At 60.4% G+C, this 18,647-nt stretch carries 19 protein-coding genes; 10 read left to right on the forward strand and 9 right to left on the reverse strand.

Going from position 1 to position 18,647, the window contains the following annotated elements; genetic code table 11:
- Positions 1-23: 23 nt before the first annotated feature.
- The 7 genes from EFD56_RS07560 to hemE all read right to left on the reverse strand — a co-directional run bounded on the left by EFD56_RS07560 (position 24) and on the right by hemE (position 7,887).
- Complete coding sequence (locus EFD56_RS07560; protein ID WP_085743533.1) at positions 24-818, reverse strand: ParA family protein; 795 nt, start codon at positions 816-818, stop codon at positions 24-26.
- Positions 819-837: 19 nt separating this feature from the next.
- Positions 838-1,455, reverse strand: a complete 618-nt coding sequence (gene rsmG, locus EFD56_RS07565) for a 16S rRNA (guanine(527)-N(7))-methyltransferase RsmG (RefSeq protein WP_085743534.1) — start codon at positions 1,453-1,455, stop codon at positions 838-840.
- A gap of 24 nt (positions 1,456-1,479) precedes the next feature.
- Positions 1,480-3,357: a tRNA uridine-5-carboxymethylaminomethyl(34) synthesis enzyme MnmG gene (gene mnmG / locus EFD56_RS07570; protein WP_126905004.1), complete on the reverse strand. Its 1,878-nt coding sequence runs from the start codon at positions 3,355-3,357 to the stop codon at positions 1,480-1,482.
- A 72-nt stretch (positions 3,358-3,429) separates the two neighbouring features.
- Positions 3,430-4,749, reverse strand: coding sequence for a tRNA uridine-5-carboxymethylaminomethyl(34) synthesis GTPase MnmE (gene mnmE, locus EFD56_RS07575; RefSeq protein WP_126905005.1), 1,320 nt, complete (start codon positions 4,747-4,749; stop codon positions 3,430-3,432).
- 103 nt (positions 4,750-4,852) lie between these two features.
- Positions 4,853-6,118: a transcription termination factor Rho gene (rho, locus tag EFD56_RS07580; RefSeq protein WP_003571435.1), complete on the reverse strand. Its 1,266-nt coding sequence runs from the start codon at positions 6,116-6,118 to the stop codon at positions 4,853-4,855.
- A gap of 198 nt (positions 6,119-6,316) precedes the next feature.
- A complete protein-coding gene (gene hemJ, locus EFD56_RS07585; protein ID WP_085743537.1) occupies positions 6,317-6,859 on the reverse strand; it encodes a protoporphyrinogen oxidase HemJ in 543 nt (180 codons plus the stop codon).
- Positions 6,856-7,887, reverse strand: a complete 1,032-nt coding sequence (hemE, locus tag EFD56_RS07590) for a uroporphyrinogen decarboxylase (protein WP_085743538.1) — start codon at positions 7,885-7,887, stop codon at positions 6,856-6,858. The genes hemJ and hemE overlap by 4 nt, the downstream gene beginning before the upstream one ends.
- Positions 7,888-8,287: 400 nt before the next feature.
- On the opposite strand from hemE, the gene EFD56_RS07595 reads away from it, so the two are divergent.
- From EFD56_RS07595 to dnaQ, 5 genes are read left to right on the forward strand one after another with little or no spacing between them, the layout of a single operon-like run.
- Positions 8,288-9,109: a pyruvate, water dikinase regulatory protein gene (locus tag EFD56_RS07595; RefSeq protein WP_037115893.1), complete on the forward strand. Its 822-nt coding sequence runs from the start codon at positions 8,288-8,290 to the stop codon at positions 9,107-9,109.
- Between the two features lie 33 nt (positions 9,110-9,142).
- Entirely contained in the window at positions 9,143-9,742 is a 600-nt protein-coding gene (locus EFD56_RS07600; protein ID WP_085741450.1) for a Maf-like protein, read from the forward strand.
- Complete coding sequence (locus EFD56_RS07605; RefSeq protein ID WP_085741451.1) at positions 9,735-10,592, forward strand: shikimate dehydrogenase; 858 nt, start codon at positions 9,735-9,737, stop codon at positions 10,590-10,592. Before EFD56_RS07600 ends, EFD56_RS07605 begins: the two co-directional genes overlap by 8 nt.
- On the forward strand, positions 10,592-11,203 hold the full coding sequence (gene coaE, locus EFD56_RS07610; protein WP_085741452.1) for a dephospho-CoA kinase: 612 nt from the start codon (positions 10,592-10,594) through the stop codon (positions 11,201-11,203). The genes EFD56_RS07605 and coaE overlap by 1 nt, the downstream gene beginning before the upstream one ends.
- On the forward strand, positions 11,196-11,921 hold the full coding sequence (dnaQ, locus tag EFD56_RS07615) for a DNA polymerase III subunit epsilon (protein WP_085741453.1): 726 nt from the start codon (positions 11,196-11,198) through the stop codon (positions 11,919-11,921). The genes coaE and dnaQ overlap by 8 nt, the downstream gene beginning before the upstream one ends.
- Before the next feature lie 113 nt (positions 11,922-12,034).
- Here dnaQ and secB read toward each other — a convergent pair whose 3' ends face one another.
- The gene (gene secB, locus EFD56_RS07620; protein ID WP_037115887.1) at positions 12,035-12,517 is read right to left on the reverse strand and encodes a protein-export chaperone SecB; all 483 of its coding nucleotides are present in this window, start codon (positions 12,515-12,517) and stop codon (positions 12,035-12,037) included.
- A 101-nt stretch (positions 12,518-12,618) separates the two neighbouring features.
- The gene (locus EFD56_RS07625) at positions 12,619-13,125 is read right to left on the reverse strand and encodes an FxsA family protein (protein WP_085743539.1); all 507 of its coding nucleotides are present in this window, start codon (positions 13,123-13,125) and stop codon (positions 12,619-12,621) included.
- A 130-nt stretch (positions 13,126-13,255) separates the two neighbouring features.
- On the opposite strand from EFD56_RS07625, the gene EFD56_RS07630 reads away from it, so the two are divergent.
- The 5 genes from EFD56_RS07630 (at position 13,256) to gyrB (ending at position 18,585) form a co-directional block, all read left to right on the forward strand.
- The gene (locus EFD56_RS07630) at positions 13,256-13,960 is read left to right on the forward strand and encodes a Tim44/TimA family putative adaptor protein (RefSeq protein ID WP_037115886.1); all 705 of its coding nucleotides are present in this window, start codon (positions 13,256-13,258) and stop codon (positions 13,958-13,960) included.
- A complete protein-coding gene (gene mltA / locus EFD56_RS07635; protein WP_085741454.1) occupies positions 13,953-15,071 on the forward strand; it encodes a murein transglycosylase A in 1,119 nt (372 codons plus the stop codon). The genes EFD56_RS07630 and mltA overlap by 8 nt, the downstream gene beginning before the upstream one ends.
- The gene (locus tag EFD56_RS07640; RefSeq protein WP_126905006.1) at positions 15,071-15,640 is read left to right on the forward strand and encodes a Smr/MutS family protein; all 570 of its coding nucleotides are present in this window, start codon (positions 15,071-15,073) and stop codon (positions 15,638-15,640) included. The genes mltA and EFD56_RS07640 overlap by 1 nt, the downstream gene beginning before the upstream one ends.
- Positions 15,637-16,014: a helix-turn-helix domain-containing protein gene (locus EFD56_RS07645; RefSeq protein ID WP_126905007.1), complete on the forward strand. Its 378-nt coding sequence runs from the start codon at positions 15,637-15,639 to the stop codon at positions 16,012-16,014. Before EFD56_RS07640 ends, EFD56_RS07645 begins: the two co-directional genes overlap by 4 nt.
- 135 nt (positions 16,015-16,149) lie before the next feature.
- Positions 16,150-18,585, forward strand: a complete 2,436-nt coding sequence (gyrB, locus tag EFD56_RS07650; RefSeq protein WP_004675176.1) for a DNA topoisomerase (ATP-hydrolyzing) subunit B — start codon at positions 16,150-16,152, stop codon at positions 18,583-18,585.
- Positions 18,586-18,647: the final 62 nt, after the last annotated feature.

An 18,647-nucleotide genomic window follows, 5' to 3' on the forward strand; every position in this document is an offset into this window, starting at 1 on the left:
CTCACCTAACTCCAGAAATGATCTTACGCGGCCAGTCTCTGGCGCTCGCGTTGAATGACCTCGGAGGCCAGCTGCAGATAGGCCTGGCTGCCCGCACATTTCAGATCATAGAGGATAGCGGGCTTGCCGTAGGACGGCGCCTCGGACACCCGGACATTGCGCGGAATTAACGTATGATAAACCTTCTCGCCGAGATGCGTCCGCACATCATTGACCACCTGCTGGGCCAGATTGTTGCGAGCATCGAACATTGTCAGGACGATACCCTGGATATCCAGCCGCGGATTAACCGTCCGACGCACTTGGCTGACGGTTTCGAGCAGCTGGCTCAGGCCCTCCAGCGCGAAGAATTCACATTGCAGCGGTACCAGCACCGAATGGGCAGCCGCCATCGCATTCATCGTCAGCAGATTAAACGACGGCGGGCAATCCAGGAGAATATAAGAGAAGCCCATAGCCTCGGGAGTGGACAGCGCTTTCCGCAATTTAAAGACTCGGTCGCTCTGCTGCGAGATTTCCATCTCGATGCCGAGCAGATCCATGGTCGACGGGACGATGAAGAGGTTGGGAACCGCTGTCTCGAGCGTGACCTCGCTGATCCCACGTTCGCCGACTATTAGGTCATAGGAGGAAAGCTTGCGATCGCGGCGATCGATACCGAGGCCGGTGCTGGCATTGCCCTGCGGATCGAGATCCACGATCAGGACACGCTCGCCAATGGCGGCCAGCGCCGTTGCCAGGTTGATGGCAGTGGTCGTTTTGCCAACGCCACCCTTCTGATTTGCGATGGTGATTATCCGATGTCGTTCGCCAGCCATTGCCGCAATATCCGATCTGTTAAACCAAGCGCCGGAGATTCGATATTTCCAAAATAACAGATTCCTGCTCGACGGCGCTCTTATGTTCTACCAGATCGAATTCCCACCGGCCACGCGCTTCGTCGATTTCCCTCAGATAATCCCGGCCTTTATGAAAAAATCCACGACAATTTTCCTTGCCGAGCATCCACGGCGCCGCATAACCGATTAGTCCGTGAAGGTCGGCGAGGGCTCTGGCGGAAATCGCCCCACACTCGCCGATCTCGGCAGGAGCATCCTCGATTCGAATGGCATGGACGCTTCCGCGTGCCTCTGTCTCCCGCAACGCGGTCCGCAGAAAAGCTGCCTTTTTGTTGTTGCTTTCGACAAGATGCACCCATCCATCTTGCAGCTCCGCCAGGAAGATCGCGGTGATCACGCCGGGAAATCCGCCGCCGCTGCCGAGGTCGGCCCAGCGAATCGGCTCGGGGCAAATCTGGAAAATCTGGCTGCTGTCGGCAATGTGACGGTGCCAGAGATCATCGAGCGTTGAGGGCGCCACCAGATTGATCGTTTTTGCCCATTTCTGAAAGAGCGCCGCAAAGTGCTGAAGCCGTGCCTGTGTTTCACGTGAAACACGCAAACCGTTTAATTCCATTCTCAGAGACTCTCAAATCTTGTGTCAGGCAGTCTGGCGCTCAGAACCGCTCTGTCGACGCAAATGGACGAGCAGCAGGGCAATCGCGGCCGGGGTCATCCCTTCGACAATGGCCGCCTGTGCGACGTTGAACGGACGAGCTGTGCTGAGTTTTGCTTTGAGCTCGTTCGACAGGCCGGAAAGCGCGGAATAGTCAAAATCGGCCGGGATTCGCCGCTCCTCGTCGCGCTGCTGATCGGCGATTGCCGCCGCCTGCCGGTCAAGGTAAACCGAATAACCCGCCTCGATCTCCAGCGCCTCGGCGACCTTCGGCCGGACCGCCGCCAGCGCGTCCGGCCAAACCTGCCGGAGGGCGGCAAAGTCATAATCTGGGTAGGACAACAAATCATAGGCCGTCCGGCGCTGGCCGTCGAGATTGATATGCAAGCCGGCGCGCCGCGCTTCATTGGGCGTCAGCGTCAGCGACATCAGCAGTGATCGACCGGCGTCAACCTCGACCTGATAGGCCGTGAATCGCTGTTCGCGTGCGCTGCCTACACAACCGAGCCGCATGCCGAGCGGCGTCAGGCGGACATCGGCATTATCGGCCCGCAGAGTCAGCCGGTATTCGGCGCGCGACGTAAACATCCGGTACGGTTCCGTAACACCGCGCGAAGTGAGATCGTCGATCATTACCCCGATATAAGAGTTGGTTCGGCTAAAATGGAACGGATCCGAATCGGTGCTTCGCAATGCGGCATTCAAGCCCGCAGCCAATCCCTGCGCCGCTGCCTCTTCATAGCCGGTGGTGCCGTTAATCTGGCCGGCGAGAAAGAGGCCGCTCAACCGTTTGACTTCCAGCGACGGCGTCAGCTCTCTCGGGTCGACATGATCATACTCAATGGCATAACCCGGCTGAAGGATCCGCGCCGCTTCCAGCCCGGGAATGGTTTTTATGAAATCCGCTTGGACCTCGGCGGGCAGGGAAGTCGAAATGCCATTCGGATAAACCGTGTCGTCGTCGAGGCCTTCCGGCTCGAGAAAGACCTGATGGCCATCCCGCTCGCCGAACTTGAACAGCTTGTCCTCGATCGACGGGCAGTAACGCGGCCCCACGCCTTCGATCTGCCCGGAATATATAGCCGAGCGCTTAATGTTGTCGATAATGATCCGATGTGTCGCCCCGGTCGTCCTGGTGACACCGCATTCGATCTGCCTGGTCGTGATCGAATCCGTCATGAAGGAAAAGGGCACGAGGTCCTCATCCGCGCCCTGCCGTCCAACGGATTGCCAGTCGATCGTCTTGCCATCCAGCCGGGCCGGCGTGCCAGTCTTCAATCGCCCCAGGCGCAGCCCCAACCTGGCCAAGGTCGCCGACAACCCGAGCGACGGGGGTTCGCCGACGCGGCCGGCGGGTGTCTTGTCTGAACCAATATGGATGAGACCACGCAAAAAGGTGCCGGTCGTCAATACCACCGCCGGTGCTTTCAGCAGCCGGCCGTCCTTCATGACCACCCCGGCAACACGGTTGTCGACGACGTCGAGATCGAATGCATCGCCCTCGACGATATCGAGCCCTGGTGTTGCCTCGATCGCAGCCAGCATCGCCAATCGATAGAGCTTTCTATCGGCCTGTGTTCGCGGGCCGCGGACGGCCGCACCTTTCTTCCGGTTCAACATTCTGAACTGAATGCCGGCTGCATCGGCAATCCGGCCCATCAGGCCATCCATCGCGTCGATCTCGCGGACCAGATGCCCCTTGCCGAGCCCGCCAATGGCCGGATTGCAGGACATGACCCCAATCGTGTCTCGCCTGTGGGTGACCAAGGCGGTCCTCGCACCAAGGCGCGCAGCCGCGCTGGCAGCCTCCGACCCCGCATGGCCGCCGCCGATCACAATCACATCATAGACATTGCCGATCATCTCAAACTCCAACTCGGCCGCGGTTTCAGGTGAAACTCCGGGCAGCGCAGCGTCACGAAGGTTTCACGTGAATCATTTGCCGATACAAAACTCCGAGAAAATCACGTCGAGCAGCTGCTCGACGTCCACTCGCCCGGTAATTCTACCCAAATACTCGGCCGCAAGGCGAAGCTGTTCCGTGCGCAGCTCCAAATTCGCGCTTCCCTGCGAGATTGCAGCATCGAGGGCGGCCAAACATTTCGCCAGCGAATCCTTATGTCGCTGCCGGCTCGGGATCGCCAGAGACTGGCCACCATAACGCTCTTTGACGACACGGCCGATCAAATCCCGCAATTCCGGCAGACCTTCGCCGGTCGTCGTCGAGATCTGCAGATCATATCGATCGGAAGCAGTCTCGATCAAATCCTTCTTCGTCCCGACCGTAACATGCGGCAAAGCCTGCTCCAAGTCGGGGGGGATGATGGGGTCGCTCATATCGACCAGCAGCAGCACAACATCGGCATTGCGAAGTGCAACACGCGCGCGGCGCACCCCCTCTATCTCCACCCTGTCCTCCGCCTCGCGCAGACCGGCCGTGTCATAAAGTTTGACCATATAGCCGTCAATATCGAGATCGACGTGAAGCACATCGCGGGTGGTGCCGGCAATATCGGTGACGATGGCGACCTCACGCTTGGCCAGAGCGTTCATCAGGCTTGATTTCCCGGCATTCGGGGCGCCGGCGATCACCACCTTGAAGCCATCCCTGATGATCTCGCCGGCCGAGGCGGCTTCCAGATGCAGCGCGATGTCGTGACGCAGCCGCGCCATGTCGGCCCAAACCATATCCGACACGGAACCTGGGACATCATCTTCGTCAGGAAAGTCGAGCTCGGCCTCGATCAAGGCCCGCGCGCGGGTTAATCGTTCCGCCCACGAATCGTAAATCGCCGAGACGCCGCCGGCGCTCTGTTCGACGGCGAGACGGCGCTGCATTTCGGTTTCGGCGCCGATGAGATCGGCGAGCCCCTCGACTTCGACAAGATCGAGCTTGCCGTTTTCGAAGGCGCGTCGCGAAAACTCGCCTTCCATCGCCATGCGCACGCCTGGAATATCGCCAAGTTCACGAAACAGTGCCGCCAGCACGGCTTTGCTGCCATGGATCTGCAACTCGGCGGCATCTTCGCCGGTGAAGGAATTGGGGCCGGGAAAAAACAGCACTAGACCACTGTCGATCGGCTGATCGTAACGACTCCGAATCGTTCGGTACGAAGCCATTCGAGCGACCGGCACGGACCCGACCAACTGGACCAGGATATCTCTCGTCAGCGGGCCGCTGACGCGAATGACTGAAACACCCGAGGGCGGAGCACCGCTTGAGAGCGCATAGATGGTGTCATTCAGCATGGCCATGGCATCCGATTGTCAGTTCGAGTCCGAATCAATTCCTCTCAAACAAAAAGCTGGCGACATCGAGACGATGCGCCAGCTCTGATAGGATTAATCCGGCTAAGGATCAGGTGTTCATCGAGTCGAAGAAGTCGGAATTGTTCTTCGTCTGCTTCAGTTTGTCGATCAGGAATTCGATCGCATCGGTGGTCCCCATCGGCGCGAGAATGCGGCGGAGGACGAATATCTTCTGCAGATCCTGGCGCGGAACAAGAAGATCTTCCTTACGCGTACCGGATTTGAGGATATCCATCGCCGGGAAGATGCGCTTGTCGGCGACCTTGCGGTCGAGGACGATTTCCGAGTTGCCGGTACCCTTAAACTCTTCGAAGATCACTTCGTCCATGCGGCTGCCGGTATCGATCAGCGCCGTGGCGATGATGGTCAGAGAACCACCTTCTTCGATGTTGCGCGCCGCGCCGAAGAAGCGCTTCGGTCGCTGCAGGGCGTTGGCGTCAACACCACCGGTCAGAACCTTCCCGGAGGAGGGAACGACCGTGTTGTAAGCGCGGCCGAGGCGCGTGATCGAATCGAGCAGAATGACGACATCACGGCCGTGCTCGACAAGGCGCTTGGCCTTTTCGATAACCATCTCGGCCACCTGGACGTGGCGCACCGCCGGTTCGTCGAAGGTTGAGGAAATAACCTCGCCGCGGACGGAACGCTGCATGTCCGTCACTTCCTCCGGACGTTCGTCGATCAGCAGGACGATGAGATAGCATTCTGGATGGTTTGCCGTGATCGAATGGGCGATATTCTGAAGAAGGACGGTCTTACCGGTGCGCGGCGGCGCGACGATCAATCCACGCTGGCCCTTGCCGAGCGGCGCGACCAGATCGATCACGCGGGGCGACAGATCCTTGGAGGTCGGAATATCGAGTTCCATCTTGAAGCGCTCATTCGGATAGAGCGGCGTCAGATTGTCGAAATGAACCTTGTGACGGATCTTTTCCGGATCGTCGAAATTGATGGTGTTGACCTTGAGCAGCGCGAAATAACGCTCGCCTTCCTTCGGTCCGCGAATCGGGCCCTCGACCGTGTCGCCTGTCTTCAAAGAGAAACGGCGGATCTGCGACGGCGAGATATAAATATCGTCAGGGCCGGGCAGGTAGTTGGCGTTGGCCGAGCGCAGGAAGCCGAAGCCGTCCTGCAGCACTTCGACCACCCCTTCGCCGATGATCTCCACATCCTGGCTGGCCAGCATCTTGAGGATGGCAAACATCAATTCCTGTTTGCGCATCGTGCTTGCATTCTCAACCTCGAGCGATTCGGCGAAAGCCAGAAGATCCGTCGGGGATTTGCTCTTAAGTTCCTGAAGCTTCATTTCAGCCATGAAGTGACCAATACTCTTTTCAATTTCGAAGGGGAAAGGCGATGTTGGGTCGTATTCGGTACTGCGAAAGGGGCTCGCAGACGACTGAACTCTTCACACATGCCACGTAGATGAGATGCGCGGAAAATAGCGAGTCGCAATCGCCGCCGCAAGGGGGCTGCTTAAAATGAAGCAAATTTAACCTGAGGAGGATTTCCCTCAGAACGGCTTCACCACGACGAGGATCACGATCAGGATCATCAGCAGGGTCGGCGCCTCGTTCATGAACCGCCAATAGCGTGCCGAGCGGCGATTTTCGTCACGCTCGAACGCGCCGACCGCCCGGCTGAAGAAGATATGAATGGCGGTCAGCAGCACCACAAGACCGATCTTGGCATGCAGCCAGCCGCCCTGGAATCCATAGACCGACCAGGCGAGATAAAGGCCGAGGATCCAGGTCAGCATCATCGCCGGCGTCATGATGATCCGCAGCAGCCGGCGCTCCATCACCTTGAAAGTCTCCGACTGCACTGAGCCCGGTTCTGCGTCGGTATGATAGATGAACAGCCGCGGGATGTAGAACAATCCGGCCATCCAGGAGATCACCGCGATGATGTGGAGCGCCTTGATCCAGAGGTAGAGGTTGTCGGGGTTCCAGGCGAAAAGCCCGACCGCCATCAGCGCGAAGAAGGCCAGCGCAAAATGGGCACGGCGCCGGGCATAAGCGCCAGGTTTCCGATCCGTCTGCCTTTCCCTAGTCACGGCGCGCCCCGCACGCGTTCGACCAGCTGCCGCACATGGTCAGGGTCGGCCTGCGGCGTGATGCCGTGACCGAGATTGAAGATCAGCGGTCCATGGCCGAGATGCTGCAGAATATCGTCGATACCTTCTTCCAGCGCCCGACCGCCGGCAACGACGCGCATCGGATCGAGGTTGCCCTGCACCGGTCCATCCTTCTGAAGTTCGGCGGCAAAGGCCAGTGGAACCGACCAGTCGAGGCCGATCGCATCGGCGCCGGTCTTCTGACGATAGGCTTTCAGCTGATAGCCGGCGCCCTTGGCGAAGGCGATGATGCGCGCATGCGGCCGCTGCGATCTGATCGAAGCGATCATCCGCGCAACCGGCCTGATCGCGAAGGCTTGGAACTCCTTCTCCCCGAGAACCCCAGCCCAGGAATCGAAAATCTGCACGGCGTCGGCGCCGGCGTCGATCTGGGCGACAAGATAGTCGGCCGACACGTCGGCCAGCAGCATCAGCAGACGCTCGAAGGCGCGGGGATATTTGTAGGCGAAGAGGCGGGCAGGGGCCTGGTCCGGCGTGCCGTGCCCGGCGATCATATAGGTCGCAACCGTCCAGGGCGCACCGCAGAAGCCGAGCAGGGTCGTCTCATCAGGCAACGCCTCGCGCAACCGTCGCACCGTTTCCAGAACCGGTCTGAGATAAGCGATGACCTCTTCCCCGTTCAGTCTTGCGATCCCGGCTTCATCGATCGGATCCATCTCCGGTCCATGCCCTTCGGTGAACCGGACATTCCGTTTCATTGCATCGGGGATGACCAGAATATCGGAAAACAGGATGGCCGCATCAAAGCCATAGCGGCGGATCGGCTGCAGCGTCACTTCAACGGCGTAATCGGGCGTATAGCAGAGATCGAGAAAACTTCCGGCCTTCGCCCGTGTCTCTCTATATTCCGGCAGATAACGTCCCGCCTGCCTCATCAGCCAGAGAGGCGGGGGGCTGAGGCTTTCGCCATCGAGAACCCTCATGATCTTTCGGCGCGTGTCGCTCAAGCGCTTCTTCCCTATAAAAAATCAAAGATATTTTAAAAGGTTTCTATTTCTTAGAGTCGGTGTCTATCAAGGATTAAAATCCATCCACTGCCGATGCCATTTGTCGCGCGCCCGCAACCAAACTCGAAGAGAATTTTCCGATTCTTCAAAATTTCGGGGAGAAGGCGAATCCGGAAATGATTCCAAAACCTTGCTCCCACACCAATTTTCTGCTTCCTGTGGATAGCTTGTGGAGGCGTATTCGACAAACCGATTTCGTCCCCATCCTCCACAGGACCTGGCAAAACCGGTCCGCCAAATTCGAAATGTGGATAAGGCGGCATGTTTTCCCTTGCCGGAGGCAGCCTCGCCGCCTTAGCTCTCCATCATCCAGTGTTTTCAACAGGCAGCGGAAAATAGCGTGGAGAACAGAACGAACTTCTTTCATCTACATCTGATTTCTGACTCGACGGGAGAGACTCTGATCTCCGCCGGCCGTGCAGCTTCGGCCCAGTTCCGATCCGCTCAGCCGATCGAGCATGTCTATCCGCTGATCCGCAACCGCAAACAGCTGCTGCCGGTTCTGCAGGCAATCGACGATGCCCCCGGCATCGTGCTCTACACCATTGTCGACCGGGAGCTGGCGAGCCTGATCGACGAGCGCTGCACCGAAATGGGCGTTGCCTCGGTCAATGTGCTGGAGCCGGTCATGAATGCGTTCCAGATCTATCTCGGCGCGCCGTCACGTCGCCGGGTCGGCGCCCAGCATGTGATGAATGCCGGTTACTTCGCCCGCATCGAAGCGCTGAATTTCACCATGGATCACGACGACGGCCAGATGCCGGACGATTACAATGATGCCGATGTCGTCATCATCGGCATCAGCCGGACGTCGAAGACACCGACAAGCATCTATCTCGCCAACCGCGGCATCAAGACGGCCAACATTCCGATCGTCTACGGCGTGCCATTGCCCGAGAGCCTTCTTGTCGCGACCAAACCCTTGATCGTGTGCCTGATCGCCACCACCGACCGCATCTCCCAGGTGCGGGAAAACCGCATCCTCGGAGCGACCCAGGGTTTCGATCGCGAACACTACACCGATCGCGCCGCGATCTCCGAGGAGCTGAAATATGCGCGCTCGCTTTGCGCCCGTCACAATTGGCCGCTGATCGACGTGACCCGCCGCTCGATCGAGGAAACCGCCGCGGCAATCGTTGCCCTGCGCCCGAAGCTGCGCTAAGCGCTGACCGAAAGCCGGCACTCCGAGGAGCCTATGACAACAACAATCATCCTTGCATCGTCGAGCCCGTTTCGGCGGATGCTGATGGAAAATGCCGGCCTGTCCTTCGAGGCGCATGCCGCAACGATCGATGAAAGGGCGCTGGAAGCCCCGCTGGAAAAAGCCGGCGCGACGCCGGATGCCGTTGCCCTCGCGCTCGCCAGGGCCAAGGCCGAGGATGTCAGCCGCCGTTTTTCGAACAGCCTGGTTATCGGTTCGGATCAGACGATGTCGCTCGGCGACCGCGTCTTCCATAAGCCGAGGGATATGGCCGACGCAGCGAGCCATCTTCACGCCCTGTCGGGAAAAACGCATCGATTGAACAGCGCCGTTGCCATCGTCAACGATGGCGTGGTCCTGTGGGAACATCTCGCCCATGCCCAACTGACGATGCGGCCGCTGACGGCGGATTTCATTGCCAGGCATCTGGCGCGGGTCGGCGACAGAGCGCTTTCGAGCGTCGGCGCCTATCAATTGGAGGGGCAGGGCATTCAGCTCTTCGAGAAAATCGAAGGTGATTATTTCACCATTCTCGGCCTGCCGATGTTGCCGCTCCTGAAAAACTTGCGCGAACTCGGAGCGATCGATGGGTGATTCACGTGAAACATTCGGGCCGAAAGCGTTTGTCACGGGCTTTCCGATCAAGCATTCGCGCTCGCCCTTGATCCACGGCTATTGGTTGAAGACCCTCGGCCTGCCGGGCAGCTACCGCGCCCATGAAGTCGCACCGGAAGCCTTTGCCCATTTCATCGCTTCGCTGAAGGATGGCAGTTCCGGCTTTACCGGTGGCAACGTCACCATTCCCCATAAGGAATTGGCCTTCCGCCTCGCCGACAAACCGGACGCGCTGTCGCAGGAACTCGGGGCGTCGAACACGCTCTGGCTGGAGGATGGCCTTCTCCACGCGACCAATACCGATGGCCGCGGCTTTACGGCCAATCTTGACGAACGCCATCCGGGCTGGGACCGCCGCGACACGGCCGTGATCTTTGGCGCCGGCGGCGCCAGCCGGGCCATCATCCAGGCGGTTCGCGACCGCGGCTTCAAGACGATCCACGTCGTCAACCGGACCGTCGAACGGGCCCGCGAACTGGCCGACCGTTTTGGCCCGAGGGTTCAGGCCCATCCGGCCGGTGCGCTTGCCGAGGTCATGAAAGGCGCCGGTCTGTTCATCAACACCACATCGCTCGGCATGGACGGCGAAGCGGCACCGCAGCTCGATTTCACCCCTCTTGTGGCCGACGCCGTCGTCACCGATATCGTCTATGTGCCGCTGAAGACGCCGCTGCTGGCGCAGGCGCAAGAGCAGGGCTTTCCGATCGTCGATGGTCTCGGCATGCTGCTGCATCAGGCCGTGCCGGGCTTCGAGAAATGGTTCGGCAAGCGCCCCGTCGTCGACGCCGCACTGCGCGCGCTCATCATTGCGGATATGGAAGCTCATTGATGCTGACGATCGGATTGACCGGCTCGATCGGAATGGGAAAGTCGACGGCCGGTAAGCTCTTTGCCGAGGCCGGAATTCCGCTCAACGACTCGGACGCCGTGGTCCACGATCTGTACGCCGGCGAAGCTGCGCCGCTGGTCGAGGCCGCCTTCCCAGGCACGATGAAGGACGGCGCCGTCGACCGCCATGAACTCGGCCGCCAGCTGGCGCACGATCCCGCCGGCTTCAAACGGCTGGAGGCGATCGTTCACCCGCTGGTCCGCAAGCGCGAGACGGAATTTCTGGCGCGCCACCGCGCCGCGGGTGCCGAGATGGTTCTGCTCGATATCCCGCTGCTTTTTGAAACCGGCGCCTGGGAAAGGGTGGATGTCATCGTCGTCGTCAGCACCGATCCACAGATTCAGCGCCAGAGGGTGCTTGCGCGCGAAGACATGACGGAGGAAAAATTCGACATGATTCTCTCTCGCCAGACGCCGGATGCAGAAAAACGGCGCCGTGCCGACTACCTGATCGATACAAGCCATAGCATTGAGCAGACGAGGGAACGGGTGCTGGAGATCGTCACCGATCTGAAAATGCGAATTGCCAAGGGAGATTTCCGGAATGCGTGAGATCATTTTCGATACGGAAACCACCGGCCTCGACAACCGGATGGACCGCATCATCGAAATCGGCGGCATCGAACTCTTCAATCACTTTCCGACCGGCAACACGCTTCATATCTACATCAATCCGGGAGATCAGAAGGTCCATCCGGATGCGCTCGCCGTGCACGGCATTACCGACGAGTTCCTGAAGGACAAGAAAGCCTTCGCCGAGGTCGCCGAGGAAATCCTTGCCTTCTTCGGCGATGCCAAATGGATCGCCCACAACGCCACCTTCGACATGGGCTTCATCAACGCCGAATTCGCGCGGATCGGTTTGCCGCCGATCCTGCCGGAGCGGGTGGTCGATACGCTGTCTATGGCGCGGCGCAAACATCCGATGGGACCGAATTCGCTCGACGCACTTTGCCGGCGTTACGGCGTCGACAATTCGCACCGCGCCAAACACGGCGCGCTTCTCGACTCCGAACTGCTGGCCGAAGTCTACATCGAAATGATCGGCGGCAGGCAGGCGGCCCTTGGCCTCGGCCTATCGGGCCAATCCGGCCAGACGGCGCGCGGCGACATGGCGATGGAAGATGATGGGGTGATATCAGCGGTGCTCGAGCGGCCCCGTCCGCTTGCGCCCCGTCTCAGCCAAGCCGAAGCGCAGGCGCATGCGGCGCTTGTTTCCAAGCTCGGCGAAAAGGGCATCTGGTCGAAACTCGCCAGCCCGCCGGCGTGATTCCTTAAATCGGGGCCGCCGCGCCCCTTGCGCGTCTTTCAGACGCACGGCGGCGAATTGAAAATGCCCGGGACTTGCCCGGGCATCCGCATGTCAGAACCGAAGGAATTCGATCAGTTCGGAACGGCCTGAACCTTGGCGCGGGCCTGCTCTTCGGCAACGCGCTGGGCGAACATCTGCGTGAAGTCGATCGGATCGATCATCAGCGGCGGGAAGCCGCCGTTGCGGGTCACGTCGGCGATGATCTGACGGGCGAAGGGGAAGAGCATGCGCGGGCACTCGATGAAGAGAACCGGCAGCATGTGCTCCTGCGGGAAACCGGCAACGCGGAAGACGCCGCCATAGACGAGTTCGGTGTGGAACACCGTCTTGTCATCGTCCTTGGCTTCGGCATTCAGCGACAGCACGACATCGAAATCCGTGTCGGAAAGCGGATTGGCGTTGACGTTCACATTGATGTTGATCGTCGGTGCCTTGTCGCGCGCCTGCAGCGAACGCGGCGCACCCGGATTTTCGAAGGAAAGATCCTTCGTATATTGCGCAAGGATCGAGAGGGTGGGGTTGGTCGCACCGTTGCTGTTGTTGTCGTCTGCCATTGGCTTTTCCTCGAAGGGCATGGGAATGGTGCCGCCATCTAACATTTCGGGGAGGGGCTTACAACCCTGGGCGCTAGGCGCAGTTGCTCGCTCGAACCACCTCAATCACCGAGATGTTTGCCGGACCACGGCGAGTTGCGATCCGGCTCCCTATGATAATCCTCCTCGTCGAGATCCACCACCTTCGAATTCCGGTTGCCGTCGCAGAAATCCGGTTTCGGGCCGGCGGAAAAGCCACGCTCGGCGTTGACGACGACAAAGCGCTTGGCAATCGAGCGCCAGACGAGATCGCGCACCGGCGGAATAAGAATGAGGATTGCGATGATATCGGTGAGGAAGCCGGGGATGATCAGCAGCAGCGCGGCGATGACGTTCATCGCCGGCTTCAGCAGATCGTGGCCGGGCATCACGCCGTTTCGTCCTTCGCTCGACATGCGGCGCAGGATACCGATGCCCTGCCGGCGCAGCAGGACCGCGCCGAAAACAAAGCTAGCCATGACGAGCGCCAGTGTCAGCGCCAAGCCGAGCGCCCGGCCGACGACGACGAAACCGGCAATTTCGCCAAGCGGCAGCAGCAGAATGAAGGCCGGCAGGATTGAAAAACGCATGGTCGTCATGTCCCGGACTGGCCGGTCTCCTCTTGGCGCGGCGAAGATGCCAGCCATCATTTGAATCATCTGTATAGGCGGACTATATGGGAGTACAAATCAGAGATGTTAACGGCGGTTGCGATACGATATGAGTTCGAACGACTTCATCACATTATTCTTCCTGGTGGCGGCGGTGCTGATTTTCTTTCAGCTCCGCTCCGTTCTCGGTCGCCGCACGGGGAACGAGAAGCCGCCGCGCGATCTCTATCAGCCGCGAGACGCGGCACCTGCCGAAGCCGCCGATGCCGGCAAGGTCGTGACGCTGCCGCGGCGTGATGCGACGGCCGAGGATGAGGATCGCTTCTCCGCCATCGATGCTGTCGCCGCACCCGGAACGCCGCTCAACGAATCGCTGCGCGCGCTGAACAAGGCCGATCCCTCCTTCACCCCGAAGGAGTTTCTGAACGGTGCCCGCATGGCTTACGAGATGATCGTCATGGCCTATGCCGACGGCGACCGGAAAACGCTGAAGAACCTGCTGTCGCGCGAAGTCTATGACGGCTTCGATGCGGCGATCGGCGAGCGCGAAGCCCGCGGCGAGAAGGTGAAGTCCACCTTCGTCGGCATCGACAAGGCCGAGATCACCCATGCCGAGACGAAGGGCAGCGAAGCGCAGATCACCGTGCGCATCGTCAGCCAGCTGATATCGGCCACTTACGACAAGGCGGATGTGCTGATTGAAGGCGATGCCGAGAACGTCGCCGAGGTCAATGACCTCTGGACTTTCGCCCGCGATACCCGCTCGCGCGATCCGAACTGGAAACTTGTGGCGACCGAATCGGAACATGAGTGACCACGCATCGGACTTTGTCCTGCAGGCCATAAGCTTCGACACTTTGGAAGGCTGGAAGGATGATGATCCCTCCGGCCTTTTTGAAGTCATGCGATCCTGTCGCCGCCAGATCACCGAGGTCAAACCTTACCGCACCGGATCGCTCGGCCTGAGTTCGGAAGATTTGCTTCCGCTTCTGATCGCCGCCGAAGATTTCACACCGTCCTCTCGGGCATCGGCGCGCGGCTTTTTCGAAACACACTGCCGGCCATTTTTGATTTGCCGCAACGACGGCAGTTCCGGTTTCGTCACCGCCTTTTACGAACCCGAGATCGAGGTGTCGGACCAGCCGGACGACGTGTTCCGGTTTCCCTTCTACCGCCGCCCGGACGATCTGATCGATCTCGATGAGTCCAATCGACCCGCCGAACTCGATCAAGCCTATGCTTTCGGCCGCCTGCATGACGGCCGCGTCAGTGCGTATCCGGATCGCCAGGCGATCGACCAGGGTTTTCTCGAGGGCCGGGGGCTCGAGATCGCCTGGGCGAAATCGAAGGTCGATGTCTTCTTTGTTCATGTGCAGGGCGCCGCCCGGCTGCGTTATAGGGATGGCCACATCGGTCGCATCACCTACGCAGCGAAGGCCGGTCATGCCTTTTCGGCGATCGGCAAGCTGCTGATCGAGCGCGGAGAAATCGACCGAGCCGAGATTTCGATGCAGTCGATCCGCAGCTGGCTGGCGCACAATCCCGAGCGGGTGGACGAAGTGCTATGGCACAACCGCTCCTATATTTTCTTCCGGGAAGCGGCGGTCGCCGATCCCTCGGCCGGTCCGATCGCAGCTGCCAAGGTGCCGCTTCTTGCCGGCCGCTCGCTGGCGGTCGACCGCTTGATCCATACCTTCGGCTTTCCCTTTTTCATCCGCGCCGAAAGCCTCACCCATCTCGATGATGGCCGCGCCTTCGCCCGGCTGATGCTGGCGCTCGATACCGGCTCGGCGATCGTCGGGCCGGCCCGCGGCGACATTTTCACCGGCTCGGGGGATCTGGCGGGAGAACGAGCCGGCACTGTCCGCAACGCTGCCGATTTCGCCATCCTCATTCCCAATGCCGCCGCCGGACGGTTCGACTGATGGCCAAGGATCGCAAGCTCAGCGCCGATGAGAGAATCCTCTGGGGCAAGGTGGCCCGCAGCACCCGGCCGATGCCCGGCAAGACGGGTGAGCTGAGTGAACTCGATGCCTTCCTCGCCGAGACGCAAGCGGCGGTGGAGCGGGAGAAGGCCGAAAAGCATACGCCTGCGTCGTTTACAGCGGAACAGCCGGCAACGCCATCGGTGTCGAAACGGCCTGCCGGGGTGCATCAGCCGCTGGAAAGGCCGGTCAAGCGCAAGATCGCCAAGGGCCGCCTGGCGCTGGAAGCACGCATCGACCTGCACGGCCTGGTGCAAAGCGAAGCCCATGTCATCCTTCTCGATTTTCTGATCCGCGCCCATGAGCGCGGCATGCGCCACGTGCTCGTCATAACCGGCAAGGGCAGTTCGATGGGCAGCGACGGCGCGCTGAAGCGGGCCGTGCCGCTCTGGTTCTCGAAGCCGGAATTCCGCTACCTGATCTCTTCCTATGAGCCGGCCGCGCAGCATCATGGCGGCGAGGGAGCGCTCTATATCCGCCTGTCGCGACGGCAGGGGGAAAGGCCATGACCCCCTTCGGAGAAGCGGTTCGCCGGCTGAGGGCGCGCAAGGGCGTCTCGCAGAAGGAAATGGCGGCAGCCCTGAACGTCTCGCCCGCCTATCTCTCGGCGCTCGAACATGGCAAGCGCGGTCTGCCGACATTCGATCTGCTGCAGCGCATCGCCGGCTATTTCAACATCATTTGGGACGAGGCGGAGGAACTGTTCCTGCTCGCCCGTTCCTCCGACCCGCGGGTCGTCGTCGACACCTCCGGGCTGCCGCCGGAATACACCGAATTCGCCAACCGGCTGGCCCGGCGGATCCGCAAGCTTGACAGCGCCGAGATCGCCCGGTTATCCGCTCTTCTCGAAAATGGCGCCAAAGGCGACGGAAAAGCGTCATAATCCCCTGTTTTATGGCTTGTTCAGGGGACTTGCCATTGGGAACCGGGCTCAAAAAACCTATATACGAGAGTGAAGAAAGCCGGTGATTCGCAAAGCCTGCCGCCGCTTTACGACAACAGGGAAAATCTCGACAGAATGAGCGATACATCCGCGACGGAAAACGGCGTAAGCACCGAATATGGCGCAGATTCCATCAAGGTCCTGAAGGGCCTCGATGCTGTGCGCAAACGCCCCGGCATGTATATCGGCGATACCGACGACGGCTCCGGCCTTCACCACATGGTCTATGAAGTCGTCGACAACGCGATCGACGAAGCGTTGGCCGGTCACGCCGACATCGTCACCGTCAGCCTCAATCCGGATGGCTCGGTGACGGTCACCGATAACGGCCGCGGCATCCCGACCGACATCCATAGCGGCGAAGGCGTGTCGGCGGCCGAAGTGATCATGACGCAGCTGCATGCCGGCGGCAAATTCGACCAGAATTCCTACAAGGTTTCCGGCGGTTTGCACGGGGTCGGCGTTTCCGTGGTCAACGCGCTTTCCGTCTGGCTGAAGCTGAAGATCCGCCGCCATGGCAAGATCCATGAGATGAGCTTCACCCATGGCGTGGCCGACGCGCCGCTGAAGGTCACCGGCGACGCCCCGGATGCGACCGGCACGGAGGTGAGCTTCATGCCGAGCAGCGAAACCTTCACCATGACCGAATTCGACTACGGCACGCTGGAGCATCGCCTGCGCGAACTGGCCTTCCTGAATTCCGGCGTACGCATCCTGCTGAGCGACAAGCGTCATTCCGATATCAAGCAGGAAGAGATGCGCTATGACGGCGGCCTAGAGGCCTTCGTCGCCTATCTCGACCGTGCCAAGAAGCCCCTCGTCGACAAGCCGGTCGCCATCCGCGGCGAAAAGGACGGCATCACCGTCGAAGTGGCGATGTGGTGGAACGACAGCTACCACGAGAACGTGCTCTGCTTCACCAACAACATTCCCCAGCGCGACGGCGGCACGCATATGGCCGGTTTCCGCGCGGCCTTGACGCGCCAAGTCGTGTCCTATGCCGACAATTCCGGCATCACCAAAAAGGAAAAGGTGACGCTGCAGGGCGAAGATTGCCGCGAAGGTCTGACGGCTGTTCTGTCGGTCAAGGTGCCCGACCCGAAATTCTCCTCGCAGACCAAGGACAAGCTCGTTTCCTCGGAAGTCCGTCCTGTTGTCGAAAGTCTCGTCAACGAGGCACTGAGCACCTGGTTCGAGGAGCATCCGAGTGAAGCCAAGATCCTCGTCGGCAAGGTCGTCGAGGCGGCAGCCGCACGCGAGGCAGCCCGCAAGGCCCGCGAATTGACCCGCCGCAAAGGCGCGCTCGATATTGCTTCGCTGCCGGGCAAGCTGGCCGACTGCTCCGAGCGCGATCCGGCAAAATCCGAAGTTTTCCTGGTCGAGGGCGATTCCGCCGGCGGCTCGGCCAAGCAGGGCCGTTCGCGCGAAAACCAGGCGATCCTGCCGCTGCGCGGCAAGATCCTCAACGTCGAACGCGCCCGTTTCGACAAGATGCTGTCGAGCCAGGAAATCGGTACCTTGATCACGGCGCTCGGCACCGGCATCGGCAAGGACGAGTTCAACGCCGAAAAGCTGCGTTATCACAAGATCATCATCATGACGGACGCCGATGTCGACGGCGCTCATATCCGCACGCTGCTGCTCACCTTCTTCTTCCGCCAGATGCCGGAGCTGATCGAGCGCGGCCATCTCTATATCGCCCAGCCGCCGCTCTATAAGGTGGCGCGCGGCAAGTCGGTGCAGTATCTGAAGGACGAAAAGGCGCTCGAGGAATATCTGATTGGCCAGGGTCTGGAGGATGCCGCCCTGAGGCTCGGCAGCGGCGAGGTCCGCACCGGCCAGGATCTGCGGGAGGTCATTCTCGACGCGTTGCGCATGCGCGCTCTGCTCGACAATCTGCATTCGCGTTACAATCGCGCTGTTGTCGAACAGGCGGCGATTGCCGGTGCGCTCAACGCCGAACTCGTCAGCGACGCTGCAAGGGCGCGGGCATTGGCAAGCGAAGTCGCAAGCCGTCTCGATATCATCGCCGAGGAAACCGAACGCGGCTGGCAGGGCGATCTGACCAGCGATGGCGGCCTCCGTCTTGAACGCATGGTCCGCGGCGTCAAGGAAATCGTCGTGCTCGACATGGCGCTGATCGGCTCTTCCGATGCCCGGCACATCGATCAGCTGACGTCACGACTCAAGGAAATCTATCAGACGCCGCCGTCGCTGCATCGGCGCGAAGGCGACATCGAGATTTCGGGGCCGCGTGCCCTGCTTGACGCCATTTTCGCCAGCGGCCGCAAGGGCCTTACCATGCAGCGCTACAAGGGGCTGGGCGAGATGAATGCCGAACAGCTCTGGGAAACGACGCTCGATCCGAACGTCCGCTCGCTGCTGCAGGTCAAGGTCGCGGACGCCACCGATGCCGACGGCTTGTTCGCCCGCCTGATGGGTGACGAGGTCGAGCCGCGGCGCGAATTCATCCAGGACAACGCGCTGAGCGTCGCAAACCTCGATATCTGATCCAGATGTTCTCAGCATAAGGCCCCGCTGTTCTCGAACCGCGGGGCCTTTTTTTTCGGTTT

It is taken from the genome of Rhizobium phaseoli, from assembly GCF_003985125.1.
GTDB lineage: Bacteria > Pseudomonadota > Alphaproteobacteria > Rhizobiales > Rhizobiaceae > Rhizobium > Rhizobium phaseoli.